This is a genomic window from Allorhizobium ampelinum S4 (assembly GCF_000016285.1).
GTDB lineage: Bacteria > Pseudomonadota > Alphaproteobacteria > Rhizobiales > Rhizobiaceae > Allorhizobium > Allorhizobium ampelinum.
Genome location: NC_011988.1, coordinates 1,010,664 through 1,031,754, shown reverse-complemented (window position 1 = coordinate 1,031,754; position 21,091 = coordinate 1,010,664). Strand labels below are relative to the sequence as shown.

The 21,091-nt window shown below is 59.9% G+C and carries 14 protein-coding genes; 9 read left to right on the top strand and 5 right to left on the bottom strand.

Going from position 1 to position 21,091, the window contains the following annotated elements; genetic code table 11:
• Positions 1 to 3: 3 nt before the first annotated feature.
• From AVI_RS21700 to AVI_RS21680, 5 genes are read left to right on the top strand one after another with little or no spacing between them, the layout of a single operon-like run.
• Positions 4 to 255, top strand: coding sequence for an acyl carrier protein (locus AVI_RS21700; protein ID WP_012654282.1), 252 nt, complete (start codon positions 4 to 6; stop codon positions 253 to 255).
• The gene (locus AVI_RS21695) at positions 255 to 1,454 is read left to right on the top strand and encodes an acyl-CoA dehydrogenase family protein (protein WP_012654281.1); all 1,200 of its coding nucleotides are present in this window, start codon (positions 255 to 257) and stop codon (positions 1,452 to 1,454) included. The genes AVI_RS21700 and AVI_RS21695 overlap by 1 nt, the downstream gene beginning before the upstream one ends.
• 4 nt (positions 1,455 to 1,458) lie before the next feature.
• Positions 1,459 to 2,367 (top strand): amino acid--[acyl-carrier-protein] ligase, encoded by a 909-nt coding sequence (locus AVI_RS21690; protein WP_012654280.1) that lies wholly within the window; start codon positions 1,459 to 1,461, stop codon positions 2,365 to 2,367.
• Positions 2,368 to 2,369: 2 nt separating this feature from the next.
• A complete protein-coding gene (locus tag AVI_RS21685) occupies positions 2,370 to 3,332 on the top strand; it encodes a DUF1839 family protein (RefSeq protein ID WP_012654279.1) in 963 nt (320 codons plus the stop codon).
• Between the two features lie 54 nt (positions 3,333 to 3,386).
• A complete protein-coding gene (locus tag AVI_RS21680) occupies positions 3,387 to 5,849 on the top strand; it encodes a glycosyl hydrolase 2 galactose-binding domain-containing protein (RefSeq protein ID WP_012654278.1) in 2,463 nt (820 codons plus the stop codon).
• Here AVI_RS21680 and AVI_RS21675 read toward each other — a convergent pair.
• The 4 genes from AVI_RS21675 to AVI_RS21660 all read right to left on the bottom strand — a co-directional run bounded on the left by AVI_RS21675 (position 5,829) and on the right by AVI_RS21660 (position 11,814).
• Positions 5,829 to 7,739: an alpha/beta fold hydrolase gene (locus AVI_RS21675; protein WP_012654277.1), complete on the bottom strand. Its 1,911-nt coding sequence runs from the start codon at positions 7,737 to 7,739 to the stop codon at positions 5,829 to 5,831. The two genes, AVI_RS21680 and AVI_RS21675, sit on opposite strands and share 21 nt — an antisense overlap.
• 158 nt (positions 7,740 to 7,897) lie before the next feature.
• Positions 7,898 to 9,418 carry a lipopolysaccharide biosynthesis protein gene (locus tag AVI_RS21670; protein WP_012654276.1) on the bottom strand — a complete coding sequence of 507 codons (1,521 nt, stop codon included), beginning with the start codon at positions 9,416 to 9,418 and terminating at the stop codon, positions 7,898 to 7,900.
• 54 nt (positions 9,419 to 9,472) lie between these two features.
• Positions 9,473 to 10,624 (bottom strand): GumK N-terminal domain-containing glycosyltransferase, encoded by a 1,152-nt coding sequence (locus AVI_RS21665; protein ID WP_012654275.1) that lies wholly within the window; start codon positions 10,622 to 10,624, stop codon positions 9,473 to 9,475.
• Positions 10,621 to 11,814 carry a glycosyltransferase family 4 protein gene (locus AVI_RS21660; RefSeq protein ID WP_012654274.1) on the bottom strand — a complete coding sequence of 398 codons (1,194 nt, stop codon included), beginning with the start codon at positions 11,812 to 11,814 and terminating at the stop codon, positions 10,621 to 10,623. Before AVI_RS21660 ends, AVI_RS21665 begins: the two co-directional genes overlap by 4 nt.
• Before the next feature lie 273 nt (positions 11,815 to 12,087).
• On the opposite strand from AVI_RS21660, the gene AVI_RS21655 reads away from it, so the two are divergent.
• The gene (locus tag AVI_RS21655; RefSeq protein WP_187152394.1) at positions 12,088 to 14,295 is read left to right on the top strand and encodes a GumC family protein; all 2,208 of its coding nucleotides are present in this window, start codon (positions 12,088 to 12,090) and stop codon (positions 14,293 to 14,295) included.
• The gene (locus tag AVI_RS21650) at positions 14,292 to 15,602 is read left to right on the top strand and encodes a hypothetical protein (protein ID WP_049777364.1); all 1,311 of its coding nucleotides are present in this window, start codon (positions 14,292 to 14,294) and stop codon (positions 15,600 to 15,602) included. The genes AVI_RS21655 and AVI_RS21650 overlap by 4 nt, the downstream gene beginning before the upstream one ends.
• Here the strand turns inward: AVI_RS21650 and AVI_RS21645 are convergent.
• Entirely contained in the window at positions 15,545 to 16,582 is a 1,038-nt protein-coding gene (locus AVI_RS21645; RefSeq protein WP_234895301.1) for a glycoside hydrolase family 5 protein, read from the bottom strand. The two genes, AVI_RS21650 and AVI_RS21645, sit on opposite strands and share 58 nt — an antisense overlap.
• A gap of 414 nt (positions 16,583 to 16,996) precedes the next feature.
• On the opposite strand from AVI_RS21645, the gene purU reads away from it, so the two are divergent.
• Both purU and AVI_RS21635 read left to right on the top strand, forming a co-directional pair.
• Positions 16,997 to 17,881: a formyltetrahydrofolate deformylase gene (gene purU, locus AVI_RS21640; RefSeq protein ID WP_012654270.1), complete on the top strand. Its 885-nt coding sequence runs from the start codon at positions 16,997 to 16,999 to the stop codon at positions 17,879 to 17,881.
• Positions 17,882 to 18,159: 278 nt separating this feature from the next.
• Complete coding sequence (locus AVI_RS21635; RefSeq protein ID WP_012654269.1) at positions 18,160 to 21,084, top strand: aminotransferase; 2,925 nt, start codon at positions 18,160 to 18,162, stop codon at positions 21,082 to 21,084.
• Positions 21,085 to 21,091 lie beyond the last annotated feature (7 nt).

Here is a 21,091-nt window from a genome sequence, read left to right as displayed (position 1 = left end):
GAGATGAACGAGACCATTCGGACTATTCTGGGCAAAGTCGGTGGCTTACAGGTTGCCGTTACAGAGATCGCGGCAGATGCCGATCTTTACGCACTGGGACTGTCTTCCTTTGCTTCCGTGCAGCTGATGCTCGGTATCGAGGAAGCCTTCGACATCGAATTTCCCGACCACTTGCTCAATCGCAAATCCTTTGCCAGCATCGAGGCCATCGAACGCACGGTGCGCCAGATCCTGGAGGATCGGAAGGTCGCCTGATGACCGTTCCGGCCACTCACGCCCTTGAAATATCGCTTCCCCAAGGTGATCTTGCTGCCCGCGCGGCGCGCGTTGCCGCCATTGCGGCACACTATGCCGAGGATGTCGATCGCCAGGGCCGGTTTCCGCGCGAGACCGTGGATGCATTGAAGGCGGAGCGCCTGCTCGGCATCCAGATCCCCGCGGAGCTTGGCGGTGAAAATGCCGGATTTGCCGCAATTGCGGAGATCTGCACCACGCTTGGCCAGGCCTGCGCCTCCAGCGCGATGATTTTCGCCATGCATCACATCAAATGTTCCAGCCTCGTGGAACATGCCCAGGACAATTCCTGGCAGCGCAGCTTCATGGCACGGGTCGCTGATGCACAATTGCTGCTCGGCTCCGCCACGACTGAAGGCGGCATTGGCGGCAATATGCGCAATTCCATCTGCGCCATCGAGATCGACGGCGACACCTGCCGACTGGAAAAAGACGCCACGGTGATTTCCTATGGAGCAGAGGCCGATGCGATCCTGATCACCTCGCGCGCCCATAAGGATGCTGCCCCGTCCGACCAGGTGATGACAGTATTTCTCAAGGGCCAATATAGCCTGGACAAGACCGTGGACTGGGACACGCTCGGCATGCGCGGCACCCGGTCCGATGGCTTCCTGTTCAAGGGCGAAGCGCCGGCCGTCCAGATCCTGCCGAAGCCTTTCGCCGACATTGCCGCCCAGTCGATGCTGGCCGCCTCCCATATTCTGTGGAGCGGCGTCTGGTACGGCATCGCTGTCGATGCCGTGGCGAGAGCGCAGAGTTTCGTGCGTGCCGCCGCCCGCAAGAGCCAGGGTCAGATGCCGCCTGGTGCCTTGCATCTGGCGCAAGCCGCCAATCTGTTGCAGTTGGTCCGCTCCAATGTCGTTGCCGCGCTGAAAGCCTATGAAGAGGCAAAATACGATGGCGACAAGCTGTCTTCCTTCGGCTTTTCGGTGACGATGAACAATGTCAAGATTGCCTCGTCCGAGACGATCATCGACATCATCAACCAGGCCATGCTGATCTGCGGCATCATGGGCTACAAGAATGGCACGCCCTACAGCCTTGGCCGCCACCTGCGTGATGCGCATTCGGCCCGGCTGATGATTTCCAATGACCGTATTCTTGGCAACACATCCAATATGTTGCTGGTTCATAAACTCGACACACGTCTGCTGGGGTAAGCAAATGGATAGTCAAACCAATTTTCTCGACCGGCTGTTCGAGGCCGGCCTGCTGATCGATACTGGCGTGGACGGGCTTTATGGCCGCAGCGGCCAGTTTGAAGATGTTATCGCCGCTTTCGAGCGGTTGATCGACCGGTTTGGTGGAGCGGATGGCGCCGAAGCTCTGCGCTTTCCGCCAGGCATGAACCGAGCCTATTTCGAGACCAGCGGCTATATGAAGAGCTTTCCGCAACTGGCCGGCACCGTGCACAGCTTCTGCGGCAACGAACTCGATCATGTCAGCCTGCTGAAATGCATGGATGCCGACGATGACTGGACGAAGGACCAGAAAGCGACAGATATCGTGTTGACGCCCGCCGCTTGCTATCCGCTCTATCCGACCATTGCCAAGCGTGGCCCGATTGCCGCCTCCGGCGCACTATTTGACTTGCAATCCTACTGTTTCCGCCATGAACCCTCAACCGATCCGGCCCGCCAGCAGCTGTTTCGCATGCGCGAATATGTCTGCATGGGCTCAGAGAGCCATGTCACCGATTTTCGCCAGACCTGGATGGATCGCGGCCTGAAGATGATGGAAGAGGTGGCATTGCCTGTCGAAATCGACATTGCCAACGATCCGTTCTTTGGACGCGCGGGCAAGATGCTCGCCAATAACCAGCGCGACCAGAACCTGAAATTCGAATTGCTGATCCCGATCACCTCAGTCGCCAAGCCCACCGCCTGCATGAGCTTCAACTATCATCAGGATGCTTTCGGCAGCAAATGGGGCTTGAACCTGGAAGACGGTTCGGTTGCCCATACCGCTTGCGTTGGCTTCGGTCTGGAGCGGATCGCGCTGGCGCTGTTCCATCACCACGGGCTGGACGTCAAGGCCTGGCCGCAATCGGTGCGCACCGCACTCTGGGGCTGACGATGACCACGGTCCTGCCGCTCGATCCGGCCCGCTATACTCCCCATCTGCTGCACTCAGCCGAGCGTATGTGGCCGGAAACCAATTGCTATGTCGATCTGTGGATCGAGGTCCTGTGCGTGCTGGGCCTGCCACCGGAGGCCATGCTGGGCTTTACCCTGACCCAGGATTTCGAGGGCGACCAATTCACCTTCTTCAAGGTGCCACTGGAAGATCTCGAAGCGCTCTACGGCATTCGTGTCACGGAACTGGCGATTTTCGACCGGGCTGAGGCGCATGTGGCCCAGCAGATCAGCCGTGGCCGGTTGTGCCTTGTCGAAATGGACAGCTACTTCATGCCAGATACGGCAGGTGTCGGCTATCGCCAGCACCATGGCAAGACCACGGTCGGCGTCAACCGGCTGGATCTGGCGGGCCGATCAATGGATTATTTCCACAACGGCGGATTTTTCCGGCTGGAGGCCGAGGATTTCGACGGAATTTGGCAATTAGCAGCACCAGAGACCGCACCATTCCTTCCCTATACCGAATTTGCCAAATTCCCCGAAACCCGGCCAGATGAGACGCATCTGCGCGCCGTCGCCAAGCGGCTTTTCGCCTTTCACTTTGCCCGCCGCCCGCAAGGCAATCCCTTTGCAGGATTTGCAGAGGTGTTTCCGGCCCAGGTGGAAGCCATCGCGGAGCGGCCCTTCGGTTATTTTCATACCTATGCCTTCAACACGCTGCGGCAATTCGGGGCGAATTTCGAGCTTTTGGCCAGCCACCTGAAATGGCTCGCCGCAGACGATCGCTATACGAACGAAATTGCCGAAGCATTGCGGATTTCGGAACTGGCAAAAACGGTTCAGTTCCAACTGGCCCGTGCCGTCACCCGCAAGAAATTCGATCCGCTGAAAGCAGCACTTGACCCCGCCATTGACGCATGGGACAGGCTGATGACGGGGCTTGCCGACAAGATGGCATAAGGCCAGATCTGGTCATGCAGGCGCCATCTTGCCGTTATGAGGGACGCAGTGCCGATGATCACCTATCTCGATGCCGACATCCGCCCGCTGGAAGCCGGTTGGACCTTGCTGGTCTGCGAGCCAGGCACCTATGACAGCCCGAAAGCATTGCACCGCCCCAGCGCCCGCCTTCAGGCGCCCGTTCCAGACACCGTCGCCCAGGCGCTGACCAAGGCGGGCCTGTTCGACCCGGATCATCCAAGCCCGCTGCATGGCAAGGACATATGGTATCTCCGCCCCCTGACCGGCGAACAACCGGGCCCGGCCGTGCTGCGCTTCGAAGGCTTGGCGACCATTGCCGAGGTATATTTGAACGACAGGCTGATCCTGTCATCGGATAGCATGTTCGAGGCCCATGATGTCGATGTGATCCTGACCGGCTCGGACGACGTGTCGATCTGCTTTCGCGCCCTAAGGCCTCATCTGGAAAGACGCGGGCCAAGAGCCCGCTGGCGCCCGCAGATGATGAGCGACCAGGGCCTGCGGCTGGTGCGCACAACCGCCCTTGGCCATATGCCCGGCTGGTGCCCTGATATTCATGCGGTCGGGCCGTATCGGCCAATCAGCCTGATCCGCCCGGGCGCAAGCACTATAACCGACCTCGCGCTGCACTCCGATCTTGATGAAGACGGCACCGGCCTGCTTGACTTTGCGTTCCAATTGATAGGCGCGGTATCAACCATGTCCGTGACATGCGCAGGCGAGACGCTCGCCCTCAAAGCCGATGCCGACGGCCATGTTGCGGGCCAGCTTCGTCTTCCCACCGTCGCTCCCTGGTGGCCGCGCACCCATGGCGAGCCGGTGCTGCACGACATTCGCCTGACGCTGGATGGAAAGACGCATTCGCTTGGTCTCACCGGCTTTCGCCGCGTCCGGATCGACCGGGGCGCGGATGGCAAGGATTTCGCGATCTTCGTCAATGGCGTGAAAATCTTCTGCCGAGGTGCCGTCTGGACCAATGCCGACATAACCCGCCTGCCCGGCACCGCCGAGGATTATGCGTCCTGGCTGAGCATGGCCGCGGATGCCGGCATGAACATGATCCGCATCGGCGGCACCATGACCTATGAAAGCGCCGATTTCTTCAGGCTCTGCGACCGGCTGGGGCTCATGGTCTGGCAGGATATCATGCTGGCCAATTTCGATTATCCCGCTGCCGACGAGGCATTTTCCGACCATATCCGCCGGGAAGTGGAGCAACTTTTAAGCACTGTACAGGCGTCTCCCTCACTGGCAATCCTGTGCGGCGGCAGCGAAGTTTATCAGCAGGGCGCCATGCTGGGCCTGCCGGAGACCAACTGGAAAGGCCCTGTCTTCACCAGCCTTCTGCCCCAGCTCTGCGCGCGCTTTGCACCGCATCTGCCCTATGTGGAAAACTCGCCGATGGGTGGCGCAATGCCCTTCAGCCCGGATACCGGCATCACCCATTATTACGGCGTTGGTGCCTATTGCCGCCCGCTTGAGGATGCCCGCCGCGCCCATGTCCGCTTTGCCGCCGAATGCCTGGCCTTTGCCCATGTCCCCCAGCAACAGACGCTGGACAGGCATTTGTCCGTGTCAGCGGTTCATGATCCCCGCTGGAAGGCGCGTGTGCCGCGAGACCGGGGTGCCTCCTGGGATTTCGAGGATATTCGTGACCATTATCTCGCCCTGCTCTACGATGTCGATCCGGCCAGGCCGCGCCGGGAAAATCCGGCGCGTTACCTGCATCTGTCGCGAGCGGTCAGCGGAGAGGTGTTGGAGGAAACCTATGCGGAATGGCGACGTCCCGGCTCATCCTGCAATGGCGCGCTGATCTGGACTTTTCAGGACCTGACCATCGGTCCCGGCTGGGGACTGGTGGATGCGACCGGTACGCCGAAACCCGTCTGGTACGCAGCGCGGCGCGCCTTCAACCCCGTCCGCATCACCATGACCGACGAAGGCACCAATGGGCTTGATGTGCATCTTTGCAATGACACGGTGCGGGAACAGACTCTGACCCTGGATCTCACCTGCCTGCGCGACGGTAAACAGCCGGTCGTGGCAGCAAGGCGCGCGGTCACCTTGACGCCACGCAGCAGCATAACACTGCATGCCACCGATCTGTTCGGAGCGTTTTTCGACACGACCTATGCCTTCCGCTTCGGGCCGCCCGCCCATGACGTCACGGTGGCGACCCTGAGCGAGCCTGCAAGCGGCGAAATCGTCAGCCAGTCCTTTCACTTCCCACAGGGACGCGCCCAGGCCATGCATGACGCAGAGATCCGTGCCACATTATCTCAGGAAAAAGATGGCTGGTGGCTGATGCTGGAAACGGACCGGCTGGCCCAATCCGTCCATATCGCCCTGGAAAACGGCCGCAGCACTGACGATTTCTTTCATCTGGCGCCAGGTTTTGCCCGACGGGTCAGACTTCTAACATCGGACAAACCCAACCAGGACAAACCCAGTGGCGAAATCCTCAGCGGCTCGGCCTCACGACGCTTCCGGTTCTGAGACGGGTTCTTTGCCTGCGGATAAACCGGCTTTGATCTGCTGGGCAGGCAATTTCGACGCCTGGACCGCCAGTGCCAGCGCCTTGATTTCCTCGAAATAGCGCTGCTGGGCAGCGGCGGGAGAAAAATTATGATCCGTCTCCGCCAGAATGTCGGTGCGGACATTGGGATAGCGTTCCAACTTGCGGCCCTGCGAGCCGAAATGCTGATAGAAATGGTCAAGACCAACGTCTTGCTCGCTATAGAGCAGCACCAGCGGCGTTTTTCGCTTTGCGAGAGCGGCAAAGGCAACGCGCACGGCCCGATGTTCCAGCCGGACATCGCGGCTGAAGACCTGGGCGAGGCCAAGGCGGTTCAACACACGACGCACGCCAACCAGAGCGAAATTGCGGGTCGCGTTCTTCACATCCACCTTCCCCCGCCAGAGACGTCGCAAGGTTTGCATCTGAAACAGCCGATGCTTGTAGGTATCGAGCGAACGCGGCACCACGGCTAGCCCATCTTCCACCCGCCGTCTCTTATCCCAATAGAAGACGAAGGGATTGACCAGGCAGGCTCCGGCAATGCGGTGATCCTTGGTCATGCAGGAAAACCCGAGATAACCGCCACTGCACCGTCCGGCCACCACACTGGGCAGCAGTGAACGCTCTTCGAGAACGGCAAGCGCGGCTTCCACATCGTCATATTGGGTTTCGGCGTAAAGCACCTGATCCGGCAGGCCCGGCACCGGCGGGCTATCGCCGACATTGGCAACATCGAAGCGGAGGGAGGCAATACCGTCGCCTGCAAGCTTGCGCGCCATGGCGACACCCGAGCGTCCCCATCCCGCACTGCGGTCATACGCAGTGTTGAGCAACAGAACGCTTGCGCCACTGCGGGGTCCAGTCGGCTCGCACAAAATACCGTAAAGCCGTTTGCCCCGGCCAAACCGAAGGGCCGTCTCGCGAAAATCCCCGCCATCCAGGTGCGCCTGATCTTCGTCCTGTACGGATACTGCTGAAGGATCGATAGCCAACGGACGCTTCTGCTCGCCAAGCGCTGCCGCCCGGCGAACGATCCAGCTGATGACATGTTCAGCCGCCACCATGGGCATTCGGGCCATGGCAGGATTGCCGACCATGGCATCATAGCCCGGATAGTCGATGGTCTCGACGCGGGCGCCTTTCGCTTCAATCTGCTTTGCCATTTGCCCGTCGCCGGGCCGATCCGCCCGGTTGACGAACAGATGCGGGATGGAGCGATGCGGCTGCACGGCGGAAAAATCGGTATTCTTCAAGGCCGAGGCCTTTGCATCCGGCATCACGTGCCCGGCAATGGCCGTCATCCCGCTGAGGCGCAAATGTTCGGCCAGGCCCAATCCGTCATCGATGACCCGCGCCCAGAACTGCAATTCCCTCAGATAGGCGCGGCCGGAGGCCACGGGTGCCATGGCGACAAATCCCGCCAGGCCCTCGAGGTCAGCCGCCATGCCCACGCCAAGCGATGCGCCCAGCCCGTGCCCCAGCAAAATCACCGGCAGGCCACCAGTCTTTTGGGCAAGCACGTCAAGGGCCAAGCGTATCGTATCCTGCCAGAGCGACAGGCCACGACTGCGGTCCGGCGGATCCAGCGCGTCGCCCGTGCCGGGATAGTCGAAGCGCAGACTGGCGATGCCCTCGCACGCCAGTTCTTCCGCAATGATGCGGAACAGCTTGTGCGTACACATTTCCTCAAAGCCCCAGGGCTGGAGAAACAGCACCGCGCATTTGCGCACCACACCCTGTTTGGCACCCTCCGCCGGCTGATAGAGCCCGAAGGTGCCAGCAAAGCTGACCGGCTGGGCCACAGCATGCTGGTGCGGCTGAAGCCGCTGGCCAGATGCCGGGCCAACCCGCTCGGTTATCGCTTCCATCAACCTGCCCTTTCCTTGCCCCACGGCACTCTCTCAAAAACGGCTACTGCATAATTCCTTAAATCTCCATGGATTTAAGGGGAAAATTATTGAGCATATATAAAGGACACCAGCAGACCTTGTTCCAACCGTCAGGACAAAGCATGCCGTAGCCCCCCTCAGCTCCGGTTGGGTGTCACGGTCAGCAACCTCAAAACCACATTCAAAGGCCCCGCCAGCCGGTTTGGCAAACGGGCGATCAGCCCTGCCATGACCGCCACATCCGCCTCCGGCACGGCCCGCAACAGCCGAAGCGCAAGGCAATAGACGCTGACGGCACCGATAATGGCAAGGACAAGGCCACCGACACCTGGCACGACATCCTGCACCGCCAAAGCCGCTGCCGCACAACAGCCAGCGGCTACAGTAACCTTGAAAAGACTGAACCCCAGCGGCGCCAATGACCCTTCGAACCGCATCCAGCGCAGCATCGCCAGGCTCATAGCGGTAAACACCACGATCCGCACGAAAGCCGCACCTTCTCCGCCATAAGATGGCACAAGCAAAACATCCCCGACCAGCATGATAAACGCACCGCCCAGCCCGACAAACAGTCTCTGCCGGATTTTATCGAGGGCAAACAGATATTGTGTCGCCACCTGACAGGCAACGGCAACTGGCACAGACAGCGCTAGCAGCGTCAGCATCGGCGCGCTTGGGGCAAAGGCATCGCCAAACACCAGCGTGACCAGCCGATGCGACACCGCCGCCAGGCCCAGGCTCATCGGCAGCGTGAAATAGGCCAGGCTTCGCACCACGCTTTCAAACATCGCCACAGGCAACCGTCCGCCCGGCGCGCGGTGCAGATGTTCGGCATAATAAGGCACGAGACTGCCGGACAGCTGAATCGGCACCTGCAAAGCGAGATTGGTCAGCGAGAAGGCCACGGAATAATAGCCGACGGTCTCAATGCCCTGATAGCGTTGCAGGAAGAACAGCTCGATCCGGTTCAGGAAGATCGAATCCACCATGAATTCCAGTGAGAGCACAAAGGAGGATCCGAGCAGGTAACTCAGTCCGATGCCGCAGCTTTTCACCTTGTGGCGCAACAGGGCGGCGGCGAAGAGAAACTGGGAAATATAGGCCAGAACATAGCCAAACAGCGCTCCTGGCACGCCGAACAGCAAGGTACCCGCGATGACACCGACCAGTTGCAGCAGCCCGGCCGTCAAGGTCATACGGAAGAAAATATCCACCCGCTGTTCGCCGATCAGGTAATTCTTGGCAAACATCCCGATGGCCTGCGTGGCAAACAACAGCGCCGTCACCACCAGCACTTCAGGCGCGGTTTCTGCCCAATGCCTGGCCTCCGCCACCCAGAAAAACAGGAAATAGAACGTCAGCAACAGCAATGTCGAGCCAACCACCGGCCAGAGCAGATAGGCAGCGAAACCTTTACGGTCGCTTTCGCCATAGCCCTGCCCCTTCAACTGCGGCAGAAGACGCAATAAAAGCACACCGGTGCCAAGTTCCGCCACCAGCGCCGCTGTTGAGGCTAGCCAGACGGAAAAGGCAATGATGCCATTGGCTTCCGGCCCAAGAACCCGTGCCGTGAAGATCGAGCATATGAATCCTGTCGCCAGCAGGGTCAATCCTGCCGCCGCATTGAACGCGGAATTTGCGACTATTCCATTGCTCATTGGCTCACCATGTCCCTGGTGTTCTCCGTGTCCACAAGGCTGCCATCCATTCCGTCACCCCGCAAACAAGACATCGACCGTCTCGTCCCAGCTTAAAACACCATCCGTTGCAATCGTCTGACGATCAAATGCCCCCGCGGCTGAAAACGCCGCACGGATCGAGGCCGGATCAGCGGGGTCATAGCCCATGACATGGCCCCGCCCCATGGCGGCAAAATGCGGCGCGACAATCGGCAGGCGGCAATAGCTATACTGGATCATCTTCAGGCTCGATTGGCTGAGATAATCGGCGCTTGCCCCATCCCGGTAAGGCGCGATGCCGAGATCGGCGAATTTGATGAATGGCACGATCCGCTCGAATGCCTGTTCGCCATGGGCGACGATATTGGGCAGCACCCGGCGCGGCAATGCCTTGGCCCCGAACAGATGAAAGGTCCAATCCGGGTTGGCGGCGGCCATGACATCGATGGCATCGGCATCAAACAGCATGTCGCCAACGCTGACGGCATGTTTGCTGCCTTGGTAAGCGCCGGTCTGATAGGGGTTTTGCTTGGCGGCATCGAAAGCTGCCTTATCAATGCCATGCGGCAGGTAAAGCAGCGGTGCATCGCTGGGAAAATCCGCCAGCAGCGCCTGCGCCAGCACATGGACGCTATCGTAAAGCCCGATGGTCTTGGCAAGCGTCCGGTAGACGGCAGGCGGCACGCCGATGGTCGAAAGCCGGTCGGCAGCATGGTAGATGATCCGGGCCTTCGGCGCATGCTGACGAAGCACCGGGGCAAGCAGCGGCGAAGGACCGCTTTCCACCAGGATATGGGTGTAGGACGAAAGCCCGTCGCGGACCGTTTTCGGCAAAAACGCCCCGATACGGGAAAACAGCGGATCGGCCAGGCGGTTAAGCCAGGAAAGTTTCAGGTTCATGGGGTGGAAAAACTGAAACCAGATGAATTGCCGAAGCCCATCGCTCAAACCCTCCCAGCGGTTGAGACGATGGGTGCGGGCAAAGGCGTAACGTCCGTCCTTCAGCAGCCGGCTGATTGGGCTCAGCCGCCAGACCAGGAAATCCACTTTGTCGCCCCGCGACAGCAGGCTGTGTGCCATGAAATGCAGATCGACCTTGCGCGGCGCATCGGCGAAATGCTGCCCGGTAACGATCAGAACATGACGGCGCGTCTTAAAATCAGTCATCACCTGGGCATTGCTCATGCCGTAGCCTCATGCCCACAACGGTGAATGGCAGGCAGGGCGCGCCGGTAAAGGGCAATGTAGCGCTCCGCCACGCCTTCCCAGGAATAGCGGCTGACATCAGCGGCAAGGGCGTGGCGCAGATCGGCACCCTGGGCTTCCAGCCGGGCGAACGCCGTTTCAATCGATGTCGCCGCACGCGCGGCATCGGCAAAATCGGCAAGCTCAATGCCGGAATGCTGGGCTGCCAGCGCCTGGTAGGCATCGTTTCCATGCAGGACAGGCACCAGACCGGCGCTCATTGCCTCCACGGCCACCAGGCCGAAACCTTCATAATCGGAAGCCGAGGCAAAGATCGAGGCCTTGGACATCAACTGACCCAGAAGGCGATTATCGGGTTGCAGATGCAGGTCGACATGATCAGCCAGACCATTGATGTCAATGAGCGCCCTGACATCCTGCGCGGACAGGTCCGATGGCGAACCGGCAATATCGAGCCGCCACTGCGGATCGCGCTTCACCAGCACGGCCATGGCCTGCAACAAATGATCAAGCCGCTTGTTGACCGAAAAACGGCCAATCGTCACGATCCGTTTCACCGGCTGGCGCGAGGCCAGTCCGGAAAACTTGCTGGTGTCGACGCCGTTTTCAATCAAGACCGAGTGCCTGGGCTGGATGACCTTGAACAGAGCAAGATCCGAGGCGCTACAGCACACCACAGACCGATATGCGCTCGCCGATAACCGGGTCAGGCTGCTGAACCACATCTGCTTGATCGTGGCGAACTTACGGGTATGGAAAAAACCGCCATGGGTGGTCGCCACCATGGGGGCGCCATGCAGGAAGCGACCGATAGCCAGAGCGTCGAAAAAGAAATCCACCCCATGGACATGGACAAGATCGGCATCGCGGATATGGCGAAAGGCAGAAAATGCCAGCGGATAACGGCTGCTGCCGCGATAAGCTACACGCACCACTTCGACGCCATCAATCACTTCACGGGCTGGCAGGGTTTTGCCGGGATCGGAAAACAGCCGGTCAAGCGTCACGACCCGCACCCGGAACCCGCGTTGCAACAGTTCCCGGCTCAGGCTGGAGACCACATCTTCCAATCCGCCCCGGCCCGGCGGATATTGCCGCACCACCTGGACGATCAAAGGTGCGGATGAGGATTTATCCTCCCTTACCGCTCGCCTTGCGCCGATGATCATGCCAATACCCCCGGGTTTAAACGGAAAGAACCTCAATTTCCTGATCGTTTGGTTAGAATGCCTTGAAACATTGGTAAAGCAACTTGTGCATAAATGTCCTATCCTTGCACAAACGCGGTAAAGAATCGTGATTAACAGGCCAAATTGTTAGGTATCATTAACCATGGCCTGCCATTTTAGCGGTTCGCCAGCGGACTTTCCGCCTCGGAGCAACGGTATGACAATGCCCTCAGAAGGACAACCGGCTGGAGTTTTCCGGTCCTGGACATGAAAATGGACATCGACATTTTTCAAATCCCCGGGATCTTGCGACGGCGCTGGTATTACCTGGCGTTTTTTGCCGCGCTGTTTGCCGGTCTGGCGCTGCTCTATGCGCTCAGCCTGAAGCCTGTCTATGTATCGTCCACCCAGATCCTGCTCGATCCGCGCGGCCTGTCTGCCACCAGTAGCGACAGCCGACAGCCGACAGTCGCCGTACAAAGCGACCCGGCCAGCCTCGACAGCCAGATCTATGTCGTCCTGTCCAGCGCCGTGCTGGGGGAAGTGGTCAACCGGCTCGACCTGACGAAAGACTCCTATCTCTATGCGGGAAAGCCAAGCAGCGCCGTATCCCCCGCTGAGGTCATGGCTGCCACCATCGGCGGGCTGGTCCGGCATGTGAAAGTCGAGCGCGAAGGCCAGTCCTTCATCATGTCGATCACGGTCGAACACCGCATCGCCAAAACGGCAGCCGACATTGCCAATATGATTGCCACCGTCTACCTGAAACAGGTGGACGAAGCCCGCTCCGACGCAGCGCGCCGGGCAAGCGCCGCCTTCCAGGCGCAGGCCAGTGAATTGCGCGATCGGGTGCTGAAGGCCGAAAGGGCGGTCGAGGAATTCCGATCCGCCAACGGTCTGGCCAGCACCGGCGTCACCGGACTGGTGATCGACCAGCAACTAGCAGGCCTGAACCAGCAGTTGATCGCAGCACGCGGCGCGGAAGAACAGCAGCAGGCCATTTACCAGCAGACCCGCAATCTCACGGTCGCTGCCGTTGAAAACGGCAATATCCCAGAAGCGGTACAATCCACTACTGTCGGGCTGCTGCGCGACCGCTATGTCCAGCTACAGGACCGCCAGGCCGAAGCGTCCGCCAATCTCGGCGGCAACCATCCGCAACTGAAGGCGATCAATTCGCAGGTGGCCAGCATGCGCCAGGCCATCCAGCAGGAGCTGGACCGGGTGCGCCAGTCGATGAAGCTCAACTATGACCGGGCGGTTGCCAACCGCAAGGCGCTGGAAACCCAGCTGCAAAGCCTGACGAAAACCAGTTTCGACAGCGGGGCGCGGCAGATCACCCTGCGCCAGCTGGAAAGCGAGGCGGAAGCCATCCGCACCATTTACAAGGCCTTCCTCAACCGCGCCGAGGAGCTGAGCCAGGAACAGACGATCTCCATCAACAATTCCCGGGTTATCACCGAGGCAGTGGCGACAGCGAAATCGGTCACGACCCTCAAAGTGATGATCCTTGCCGCCGCCATCCTGTTTGGTCTGGCCTTCGGCAGCACGCTGGCGGTGGTGCTGGAACTCCTGTCGCGCAAGGATGTCGCGCCGCAAGCAGGCATCGCCGCGCCTGCCACGGCGACCTCATCGCCTCCTGGCAAAGGCGAACCACCCCCAGCACCGCCCATTGCGTCAGCAAGACATATCGCTCTGATTGCCGACGCTACGGAACCTGAAAAACAGAAGTCCCGCAATCCGTTCAGCTTTATCACCGCCTTTGGCCGTCGGCTGGTCTCGCCTCTTGTTCCCGCATCCAACCCGGCAACCGCATCACAACCGGCGGCAGGCGGCGCCTGGTCCCATGCGGTCGCCAGCACAGCCGGTTTTCTGATTGAATGCGGTGAAGGCTATGCTGATCTGACCGTTCTGTTTGTTGCAGCGGGCAGGCCGGTGGCCAGCGCCTTTATTGGCGATGTGGCACAGAAGCTGGCTGATCGGGACCGCGGCGTGCTGCTGGCCAATGGTGCCATGCTGGACCACCGCTTAGCGATCCGCTCGCACAGAAAAACCAATGCCCGGCCAAGCCTTGCCCAGGCATTGCAGCAGCCCGATCTCGAAGACGCACCTCTCTCGCACATCCTGCGCTACGAGCGCATCGCCCTGCCCCGCAACCAGCCAGCGCGGCCAGCAGCGGGAGCATCGGCCTCCTCCGGTCGCCCGACCTATTCGCGATTTGTCGAGCAAAGCCTTCAGGCGGAAACCGATTTCACCTTGATTAATGCCTGCGGCGCTTGGATCAATGCCCGCGGCGCCGGAATCAATGCTAGCGGTGCTGGTGGCGAGCAGCATCTTACTGCCCTTGCCGCCGAGGCCGATGTCATTCTCGTCTTGACCACGGCGCAAGACGAGGCCGCCGCCCTGGATGAACTGCTGATGCGGCTGGGCGAAGACGCAGAACGGGTCGTGGGTCGTATCGTGCTCGAGACCGCCGGATGACGGTGACGGCGCAAACCGGGCCGACCGGCACCGGCGACCGGTCCCTGACGGAGGATGAGACGCAACATCAGGCGTTTCTTCCCGAATGGCTGATCTCGGCGATTGCCTCCTTCGCTGTCATCGGCGGGCTGGTGCTCAATCTGTTTCTCTGCTTCGTCAACACCCGGATCATGCCCGTCAGCGACACCCATGTCATGCTGGGGGAAATGACCATGCTGGGCGCTGCCTTCCTCTTGGCGGTCGACCGGCGGCCTGGCCTCTACCTGACCCTGCTGCTGTTCGTCAGCTATATGCTGATGATCTTTGCCTTGCGCGGCGCGCTGGACCTGAAAGCACTGCGTGACATCTTTATCCCGGTCGGGTTCTACTTCATGGGCCGCAGGGTTGCCCATGTCGGGCTGGCGGACCGGTTGGTGATCGCCTGTGGCCTGATCGTGCTCACCGTGGCGCTTTACGAATATCTGGCGCTTGAAAGCTATCTCGATTATTTCAATGTGCTCGGCTATTACATCGCCCGCGGCACCGTGACACTTCAGGAAAGCTTTGGCCAGACACGGGGTCTGTTCATTTCCGGGCTGCGACCGGAACCGCGCACCCTCCTGCCCTTTCTTGGCCAGCACCGGGTGTCCTCGGTGTTTCTGGAACCGGTCTCGGCTGGCAATTTTGGCGTCATCCTCTATGCCTGGGCGCTGTTTCGACCCGCCATGCCGTGGCGGCTGATCGTCATGGCGCTGGCCATGACCAGCATTGTTCTGGCCGATGCACGCTTCGGCTTCTTCACCTGTGTCGCCATTACCCTGCTTCTGCCGCTGTACAGGTTCATTCCGAAAACTGTCTGGCTGGTCGCCCCGTTCCTGCTGCTGGCGGTGATTGCCGCCTATGGGCTGATCGTCGGGGCCGAAGGCGGTGCCAATGATCTGTCAGGCCGGTTGAAAGTGACGGCAGGCATTCTCAACAGCCTGGATTTCCAGGTGGTGCTCGGCGCAAAGACCACCGATGCCTTTACCGCCGATTCCGGTATTTCCTACACGCTGACCAATTTCGGCCTGTTCGGCTTTGTCGGGCTCTGGGCAGCTTTCGTGCTCTCACCGATGAAAGACCCCAGGGCCTGGGCCTTCCGAGGCATGATGGTGGTCTATCTGCTGCTGTTGATGCTGATCAGCAACTCCTTCTATTCGATCAAGACCGCCGCCCTGATGTGGTTTCTGATCGGCACCGCCGATGCGGTGGACTGGACCAAAATTTTGGCCTACCGGGACCGCAAGGATGGGCAATCCGCCGAGGCCGCCGAGAAATCGCGCAAATAAGGGGTCAGACCAGCCAGTTGCGGCCTGTCACCGGACTTGCCGGGCTGGATGTTGAGCATTTCGGTTTCCGGCCACCAGTCACCGGCCACCCAATAGGCCCAACCGACCCAGCGATCCGGGTTCTTCTCGACCACTTCAACCATGTCCTTGATGCCCTTGACGCATGATTCTCCGCCCGGCGCACCGAATTCGCCGAGATAGCCACGCTTGTCATTCTTGCGCAGCCAATCCGTGAAGGTCTCTATGGCGGCCACCGCGTCGCCTGCCCGGCTGCATTCATCCTTGGTGCCGGAAAAATCCGCGTCGAAATACTGGTGAACCTCATAGGCATAATTATTGCCGGGGTCCTTCACCCCCAGCATCACCTCGCCATTGGCGCCCCCATAGCCATCGCTTTGCCAGCTATGGGCACCTGTCCAGGACACGCCCGGCACGAGAATAAGGTTTTTCGCGCCAACTTGACGAATGGCGGCAATGGCGGCATTCGCAGCCGGGAGCCATTGGCTGGCTGGCATGTCATACGGCTCATTCATCAAGCCGAAGACGATGGTCTGGTCATTGGCATAGTGAGCGGCCAGCCGCATCCACAAATCCGCGAAGGCCTCCACTGGCACGTCCGGGCCATTAATCTGTTTTTGATGATAGACCGCGAAATTATGCGGATCGAGCACCACCCGCAGATGCGCCTCCTTCAGCTGTGCAACGGCTGTATCCAGTCGTTTCAGCTCGTCAGCGTCGAAAGCACTGTTGAGTTTGGGTTGCAGGCGTTCCCACTTGAAGGGAAGCCTTACAGAATTGAAGCCTTTCTCGGCAAAATAGCCAATGGTCTTGGCACTGGGATAGGTATAGGCCCTGTCCGGGGCGCCGCCAATCTCACCGAATTCCGCGCCAGAAAGATTGACCCCTCGCATGCAGGCCTGACCGGCCCACGCTTGTCCGCTGATGACCGGTGCCACCGAAAGCGTGAGAGCCACAGACATGGTTATGGTCCTTTTCAACACGCTCTCACATCTGTCTGTCGTCATCACTGCCATTTGCTTATCCTCGTTTTTCGTTCTGTCACGCAGGCAGCTATTGTGCTGGCAAACAGCGACTGGACTTATTTGCGCTGTCATTCGGCGTCCTACCATAATGTTGCGACACAATGCGGCGCATGAAGACGCAATCGGACCACCTTTTGCCCCGCAAACCCGGCAGTTTCATTCTCATGGCTCTTCGACGCTTTTCCTTAAAAGAAAAATAGTTTACTAGGTCGAAGCCAAGCCCCCTGAATTGATCGGGATTGACAATGGATTATGCATCATAAATCAGAAGGCTAACAACCCGCTTCTTCAGGCGGAAGACGCTTTAACGGAAAGAGGCCGTACAAACCGGCCACATCAGAGGAAGACGAGATGACGAGTTATGTTCTGACGGTATCGTGTCCATCCAAGCGCGGCATTGTCGCGGCCCTTTCCGGGTATCTGGCGGAAATGGGATGCAATATCGTCGACAGCTCGCAATTCGACGATCTCGATACCGACCGTTTTTTCATGCGCGTCAGCTTTATTTCCGAACAGGGGGCAAGCCGCGAAAAGATCGAGGCAGGCCTTGCACCCATTGTCGATAATTTCCAGATGGAGATCGGGCTTTACGATTCGACAGAGCGGGTCAAGGTTCTGCTGATGGTGTCACGCTTCGGCCATTGCCTGAACGACCTGCTGTATCGCTGGAAAATCGGCGCCCTGCCGATCGATATCGTCGGCGTGGTCTCCAACCATTTCGACTACCAGAAGGTCGTGGTCAATCATGACATTCCCTTCCATCACATCAAGGTGACGAAGGACAACAAGCCGCAGGCCGAAGCCCAGCTGATGGAGCTTGTGCAGCAGACCGGCACCGAACTGATCGTGCTGGCCCGTTATATGCAGGTCCTCTCCGATGCGATGTGCCAGAAGATGTCGGGCAAGATCATCAACATCCACCATTCCTTCCTGCCGAGCTTCAAGGGTGCCAATCCCTACAAGCAGGCCTTCGAGCGCGGCGTGAAGCTGATCGGGGCAACCGCCCATTATGTCACCGCCGATCTCGACGAAGGCCCGATCATCGAGCAGGATGTCGCGCGCGTCACCCATGCCCAGAACGCCGAGGATTACGTGTCGATCGGCCGCGATGTGGAAAGCCAGGTTCTCGCCCGCGCCATCCATGCCCATATCCATCATCGCACCTTCATCAACGGCAACAAGAGCGTGGTTTTTCCGGCCAGCCCCGGCTCCTATGCATCGGAACGCATGGGATAGACAGGCATCAAGGCCAGCCATCAAGGATCGAGCAGGACCGCTTCACAAGCGAAACCCGCTCTTTCCACACCTCAAACGTTTGTTCCCCATGTTATTTTATAGATGGGCGATAGACGCGCGGATTCTCTCTGCTAGAGTTTGTCAGGAAACATGGTTATCGGCTTTCCAACGCGAGAAACCAAAAGAAGACAGACCTGAGCTTGCATGATGCAGGTCGGACCGGAGTTCAGACCGGACAGGCCCAGCTCTCAGCCGATTGATTCTGCAGGAGGCAGTCCATGCCAAACACCCTTCTCTTTCAGCGCACCGGGCTTGCGCGGCCTCACGTGACGCTTGAGGCGGCAGTGACCCTGCTGAAAGAGCAGTATGGCCTTGAAGGCACCGTCAAGGAGCTGGGTTCCCAACAGGACCGCAATTTCCGCGTGGATACCGGCGACCGCCGCTTCGTGCTGAAAATCTGCCGCCAGGAGTATGCGAGCATCGAACTGGAAGCCCAGAATGCGGCCTTGAGGCATCTGGCACAAATCCCCGATGCCCCGATAGCCCCGGAACCGGTCCCCTCCCTCAGCGGAGAAGAGATCGTGGCCGTGACCCTCAGTGAGGAAAGCTATTACGCCCGCCTGCTGACCTATATCGACGGCGAATCCCTTAGCCAGCGAAGCTATCTTGCGCCTGCGACCATGCGCGCCATCGGCAGCTTTTGCGCCCGCATGGCGTTGGCACTGACCGATTTCGATCATCCCGGCCTGGAGCGGGACCTGCAATGGGACCTGCGGCGTGCCGGACCGGTCACCTTGCATCTGCTGGCCTCCGTCAGCGAGCCAAAACGCCGTGACGATGTTGCCAAGGCGATGATCGTCACCATGCGTCATATCAATCCGTTGCTGGGCGAGCTGCGCCTTCAGGCTGTGCATCACGACTTGACCGGCGACAACATCATGGGCGCGCCTGATGCCGCCGGTCGGCTTCTGCCGCAAGCCGTGATCGATTTCGGTGATCTGGTGACAGGCTGGCTGGTGGGTGACCTTGCCGTGACGTGTGCGGCACTCTTGCACCAGGCCGATGGTGATCCTTTTGGCGTGCTGCCGGTTATCCAGGCTTTTCACGCGCTTTATCCGTTGAATGAAGCCGAGATCAAAGCCCTTTGGCCCCTTATCGTCGCGCGCGCCGCCGTGCTGGTGGCCAGCAGCGAACAGCAATTGTCGATCGATCCCGACAATGATTATGTCTCCGGCAATCTGGAACATGAACGGGAAATTTTCACCCTCGCCACCTCCCTGCCCTTCTCGGTCATGGAAGCAGCGATCTTTGCCACGCTTGGCCAGGAGCCACCGGAAGAGCGCCCGGTGCTTGGCCGGCTTTTGCCCGGTATCGATCCGCTCAGCGTGCATCTGACCGACCTGTCCACTCTCAGCCCCGCGCTGATTGAGGATGACTGGGCGGATGCCCAGATCGACTGGAAGCTGCTGGCCAAGGCCGCCGCCGATACCGGCGTTGCCGCGACCCGCTACGGTGAATGCCGCCTGTCCTATACCAGGCTTTTGTCGCCGCGCATGCCAGCAACCTTTGCGCTGCATGTCGATGCTTGCCTGCCAGCAGGAACCGAGGCCGTGGTTCCCTTCGATTGCGTGCTGAAGCGCACCAGCCAGCACTTCATTTTGATGGCACAGGATCTGGCCCTGCATATCCATGGGCTCGAATGCCAGTTTGAAGACGGTACGGAATTGCAGGCAGGAACGCCCCTTGGCCGGATTGCCGGCGCGGAAGGGTCCGTGGGCGGGCTGCGATTGCAGCTTTGCCGCGATCCTGACCTCGTGCCGCCGCTGTTTGCCAGACCCGATCACGCCTATGCCTGGCGGCGCGTCTGCCTGTCGCCGGCTGCGCTGTTCGGCGTCGATCTGGATGCGCCGTTGCCAGGCAGCGAAGCCCTGCTTGCGACCCGCAGCCAGCATTTCGCCAGCCCGCAAAAGCACTATTATGCCCATCCGCCACAGATCGAGCGTGGTTTTGGCGAACACCTGTTCGACATGGCGGGCCGCGCCTATCTTGATATGGTCAACAATGTCGCCACCGTCGGCCATGGCCATCCCCGTCTTGCCCATGCGGCCTGGACGCAGTGGTCGCGTCTCAACACCAATTCCCGCTTTCATTACCGCGCCGTCGCCGAGTTTTCTGAGCGGTTGGCGAGCCTTGCGCCGGAAGGACTGGACACAGTTTTTCTGGTCAATAGCGGCTCGGAAGCCGTGGACCTCGCCATCCGGCTGGCCTGGGCGGCCAGCGGAAAACGCAACATGGTCAGCCTGAAGGAAGCCTATCACGGCTGGACCATGGCGAGCGACGCGGTCTCCACCTCGATTGCCGATAATCCGCGCGCCCTGGAAACCCGGCCGGACTGGGTATGGCCCGTCACCGCCCCCAACAGCTATCGCGGCCCGCATAGAGGGCCGGATAGCGCTGCCGCCTATGTCGCTGAGGTGGAAAAGACGCTGGAGGACATCGATGCTGGAGGTGAGGGCCTCGCCGGTTTCATCGCCGAAAGCCTGTTTGGCAATGCGGGAGGCATCGCCTTGCCACCCGGCTATCTCCAGGGCGTCTATCCCTTGATCCGGGCGCGCGGCGGGCTGTGCATCGCCGATGAAGTTCAGGTCGGCTATGGCCGTCTCGGCCATCATTTCTGGGGTTTCGAGCAGCAGGGCGTCATCCCTGATATCATCACCATCGCCAAGGGCATGGGCAATGGCCAACCGCTCGGCGCCGTCATCACCACGAAGGCGATTGCCGATGCCTTTGAGCAGGACGGCTACTTTTTCTCGTCCTCCGGCGGCAGCCCGGTCAGTTCAGTGATCGGCATGACGGTGCTGGACATCATGCGTGACGAAAACTTGCAGGACAACGCCCGCGATGTCGGCGATTTCCTGCGTGAAAAACTGGAGGATCTGGTTGCCATCCATCCCCTGGCCGGTGCCGTACACGGCATGGGGCTTTATCTTGGCCTCGAACTGGTCCGCGACCGCCATACGCTGGAACCGGCGGCTCAAGAAACCGCCGCGATCTGCGAACGGCTGCTCGACCTCGGCATCATCATGCAGCCGACCGGCGACCATCTCAACGTCCTGAAGATCAAGCCGCCGCTCTGCCTGACCTATGAAAGCGCCAGCTTCTTCGTCGCCATGCTGGACAAGGTCCTGACCGAAGGCTGGTAGCACAGGC

Bases quoted from the DNA above. Each gene is read 5' to 3' on its own strand.
- AVI_RS21700 (WP_012654282.1), top strand. From the start codon at position 4: ATGAACGAGACCATTCGGACTATTCTGGGCAAAGTCGGTGGCTTACAG.
- AVI_RS21695 (WP_012654281.1), top strand. From the start codon at position 255: ATGACCGTTCCGGCCACTCACGCCCTTGAAATATCGCTTCCCCAAGGT.
- AVI_RS21690 (WP_012654280.1), top strand. From the start codon at position 1,459: ATGGATAGTCAAACCAATTTTCTCGACCGGCTGTTCGAGGCCGGCCTG.
- AVI_RS21685 (WP_012654279.1), top strand. From the start codon at position 2,370: ATGACCACGGTCCTGCCGCTCGATCCGGCCCGCTATACTCCCCATCTG.
- AVI_RS21680 (WP_012654278.1), top strand. From the start codon at position 3,387: ATGATCACCTATCTCGATGCCGACATCCGCCCGCTGGAAGCCGGTTGG.
- AVI_RS21675 (WP_012654277.1), bottom strand. From the start codon at position 7,739: ATGGAAGCGATAACCGAGCGGGTTGGCCCGGCATCTGGCCAGCGGCTT.
- AVI_RS21670 (WP_012654276.1), bottom strand. From the start codon at position 9,418: ATGAGCAATGGAATAGTCGCAAATTCCGCGTTCAATGCGGCGGCAGGA.
- AVI_RS21665 (WP_012654275.1), bottom strand. From the start codon at position 10,624: ATGAGCAATGCCCAGGTGATGACTGATTTTAAGACGCGCCGTCATGTT.
- AVI_RS21660 (WP_012654274.1), bottom strand. From the start codon at position 11,814: ATGATCATCGGCGCAAGGCGAGCGGTAAGGGAGGATAAATCCTCATCC.
- AVI_RS21655 (WP_187152394.1), top strand. From the start codon at position 12,088: ATGGACATCGACATTTTTCAAATCCCCGGGATCTTGCGACGGCGCTGG.
- AVI_RS21650 (WP_049777364.1), top strand. From the start codon at position 14,292: ATGACGGTGACGGCGCAAACCGGGCCGACCGGCACCGGCGACCGGTCC.
- AVI_RS21645 (WP_234895301.1), bottom strand. From the start codon at position 16,582: ATGTCTGTGGCTCTCACGCTTTCGGTGGCACCGGTCATCAGCGGACAA.
- purU (WP_012654270.1), top strand. From the start codon at position 16,997: ATGACGAGTTATGTTCTGACGGTATCGTGTCCATCCAAGCGCGGCATT.
- AVI_RS21635 (WP_012654269.1), top strand. From the start codon at position 18,160: ATGCCAAACACCCTTCTCTTTCAGCGCACCGGGCTTGCGCGGCCTCAC.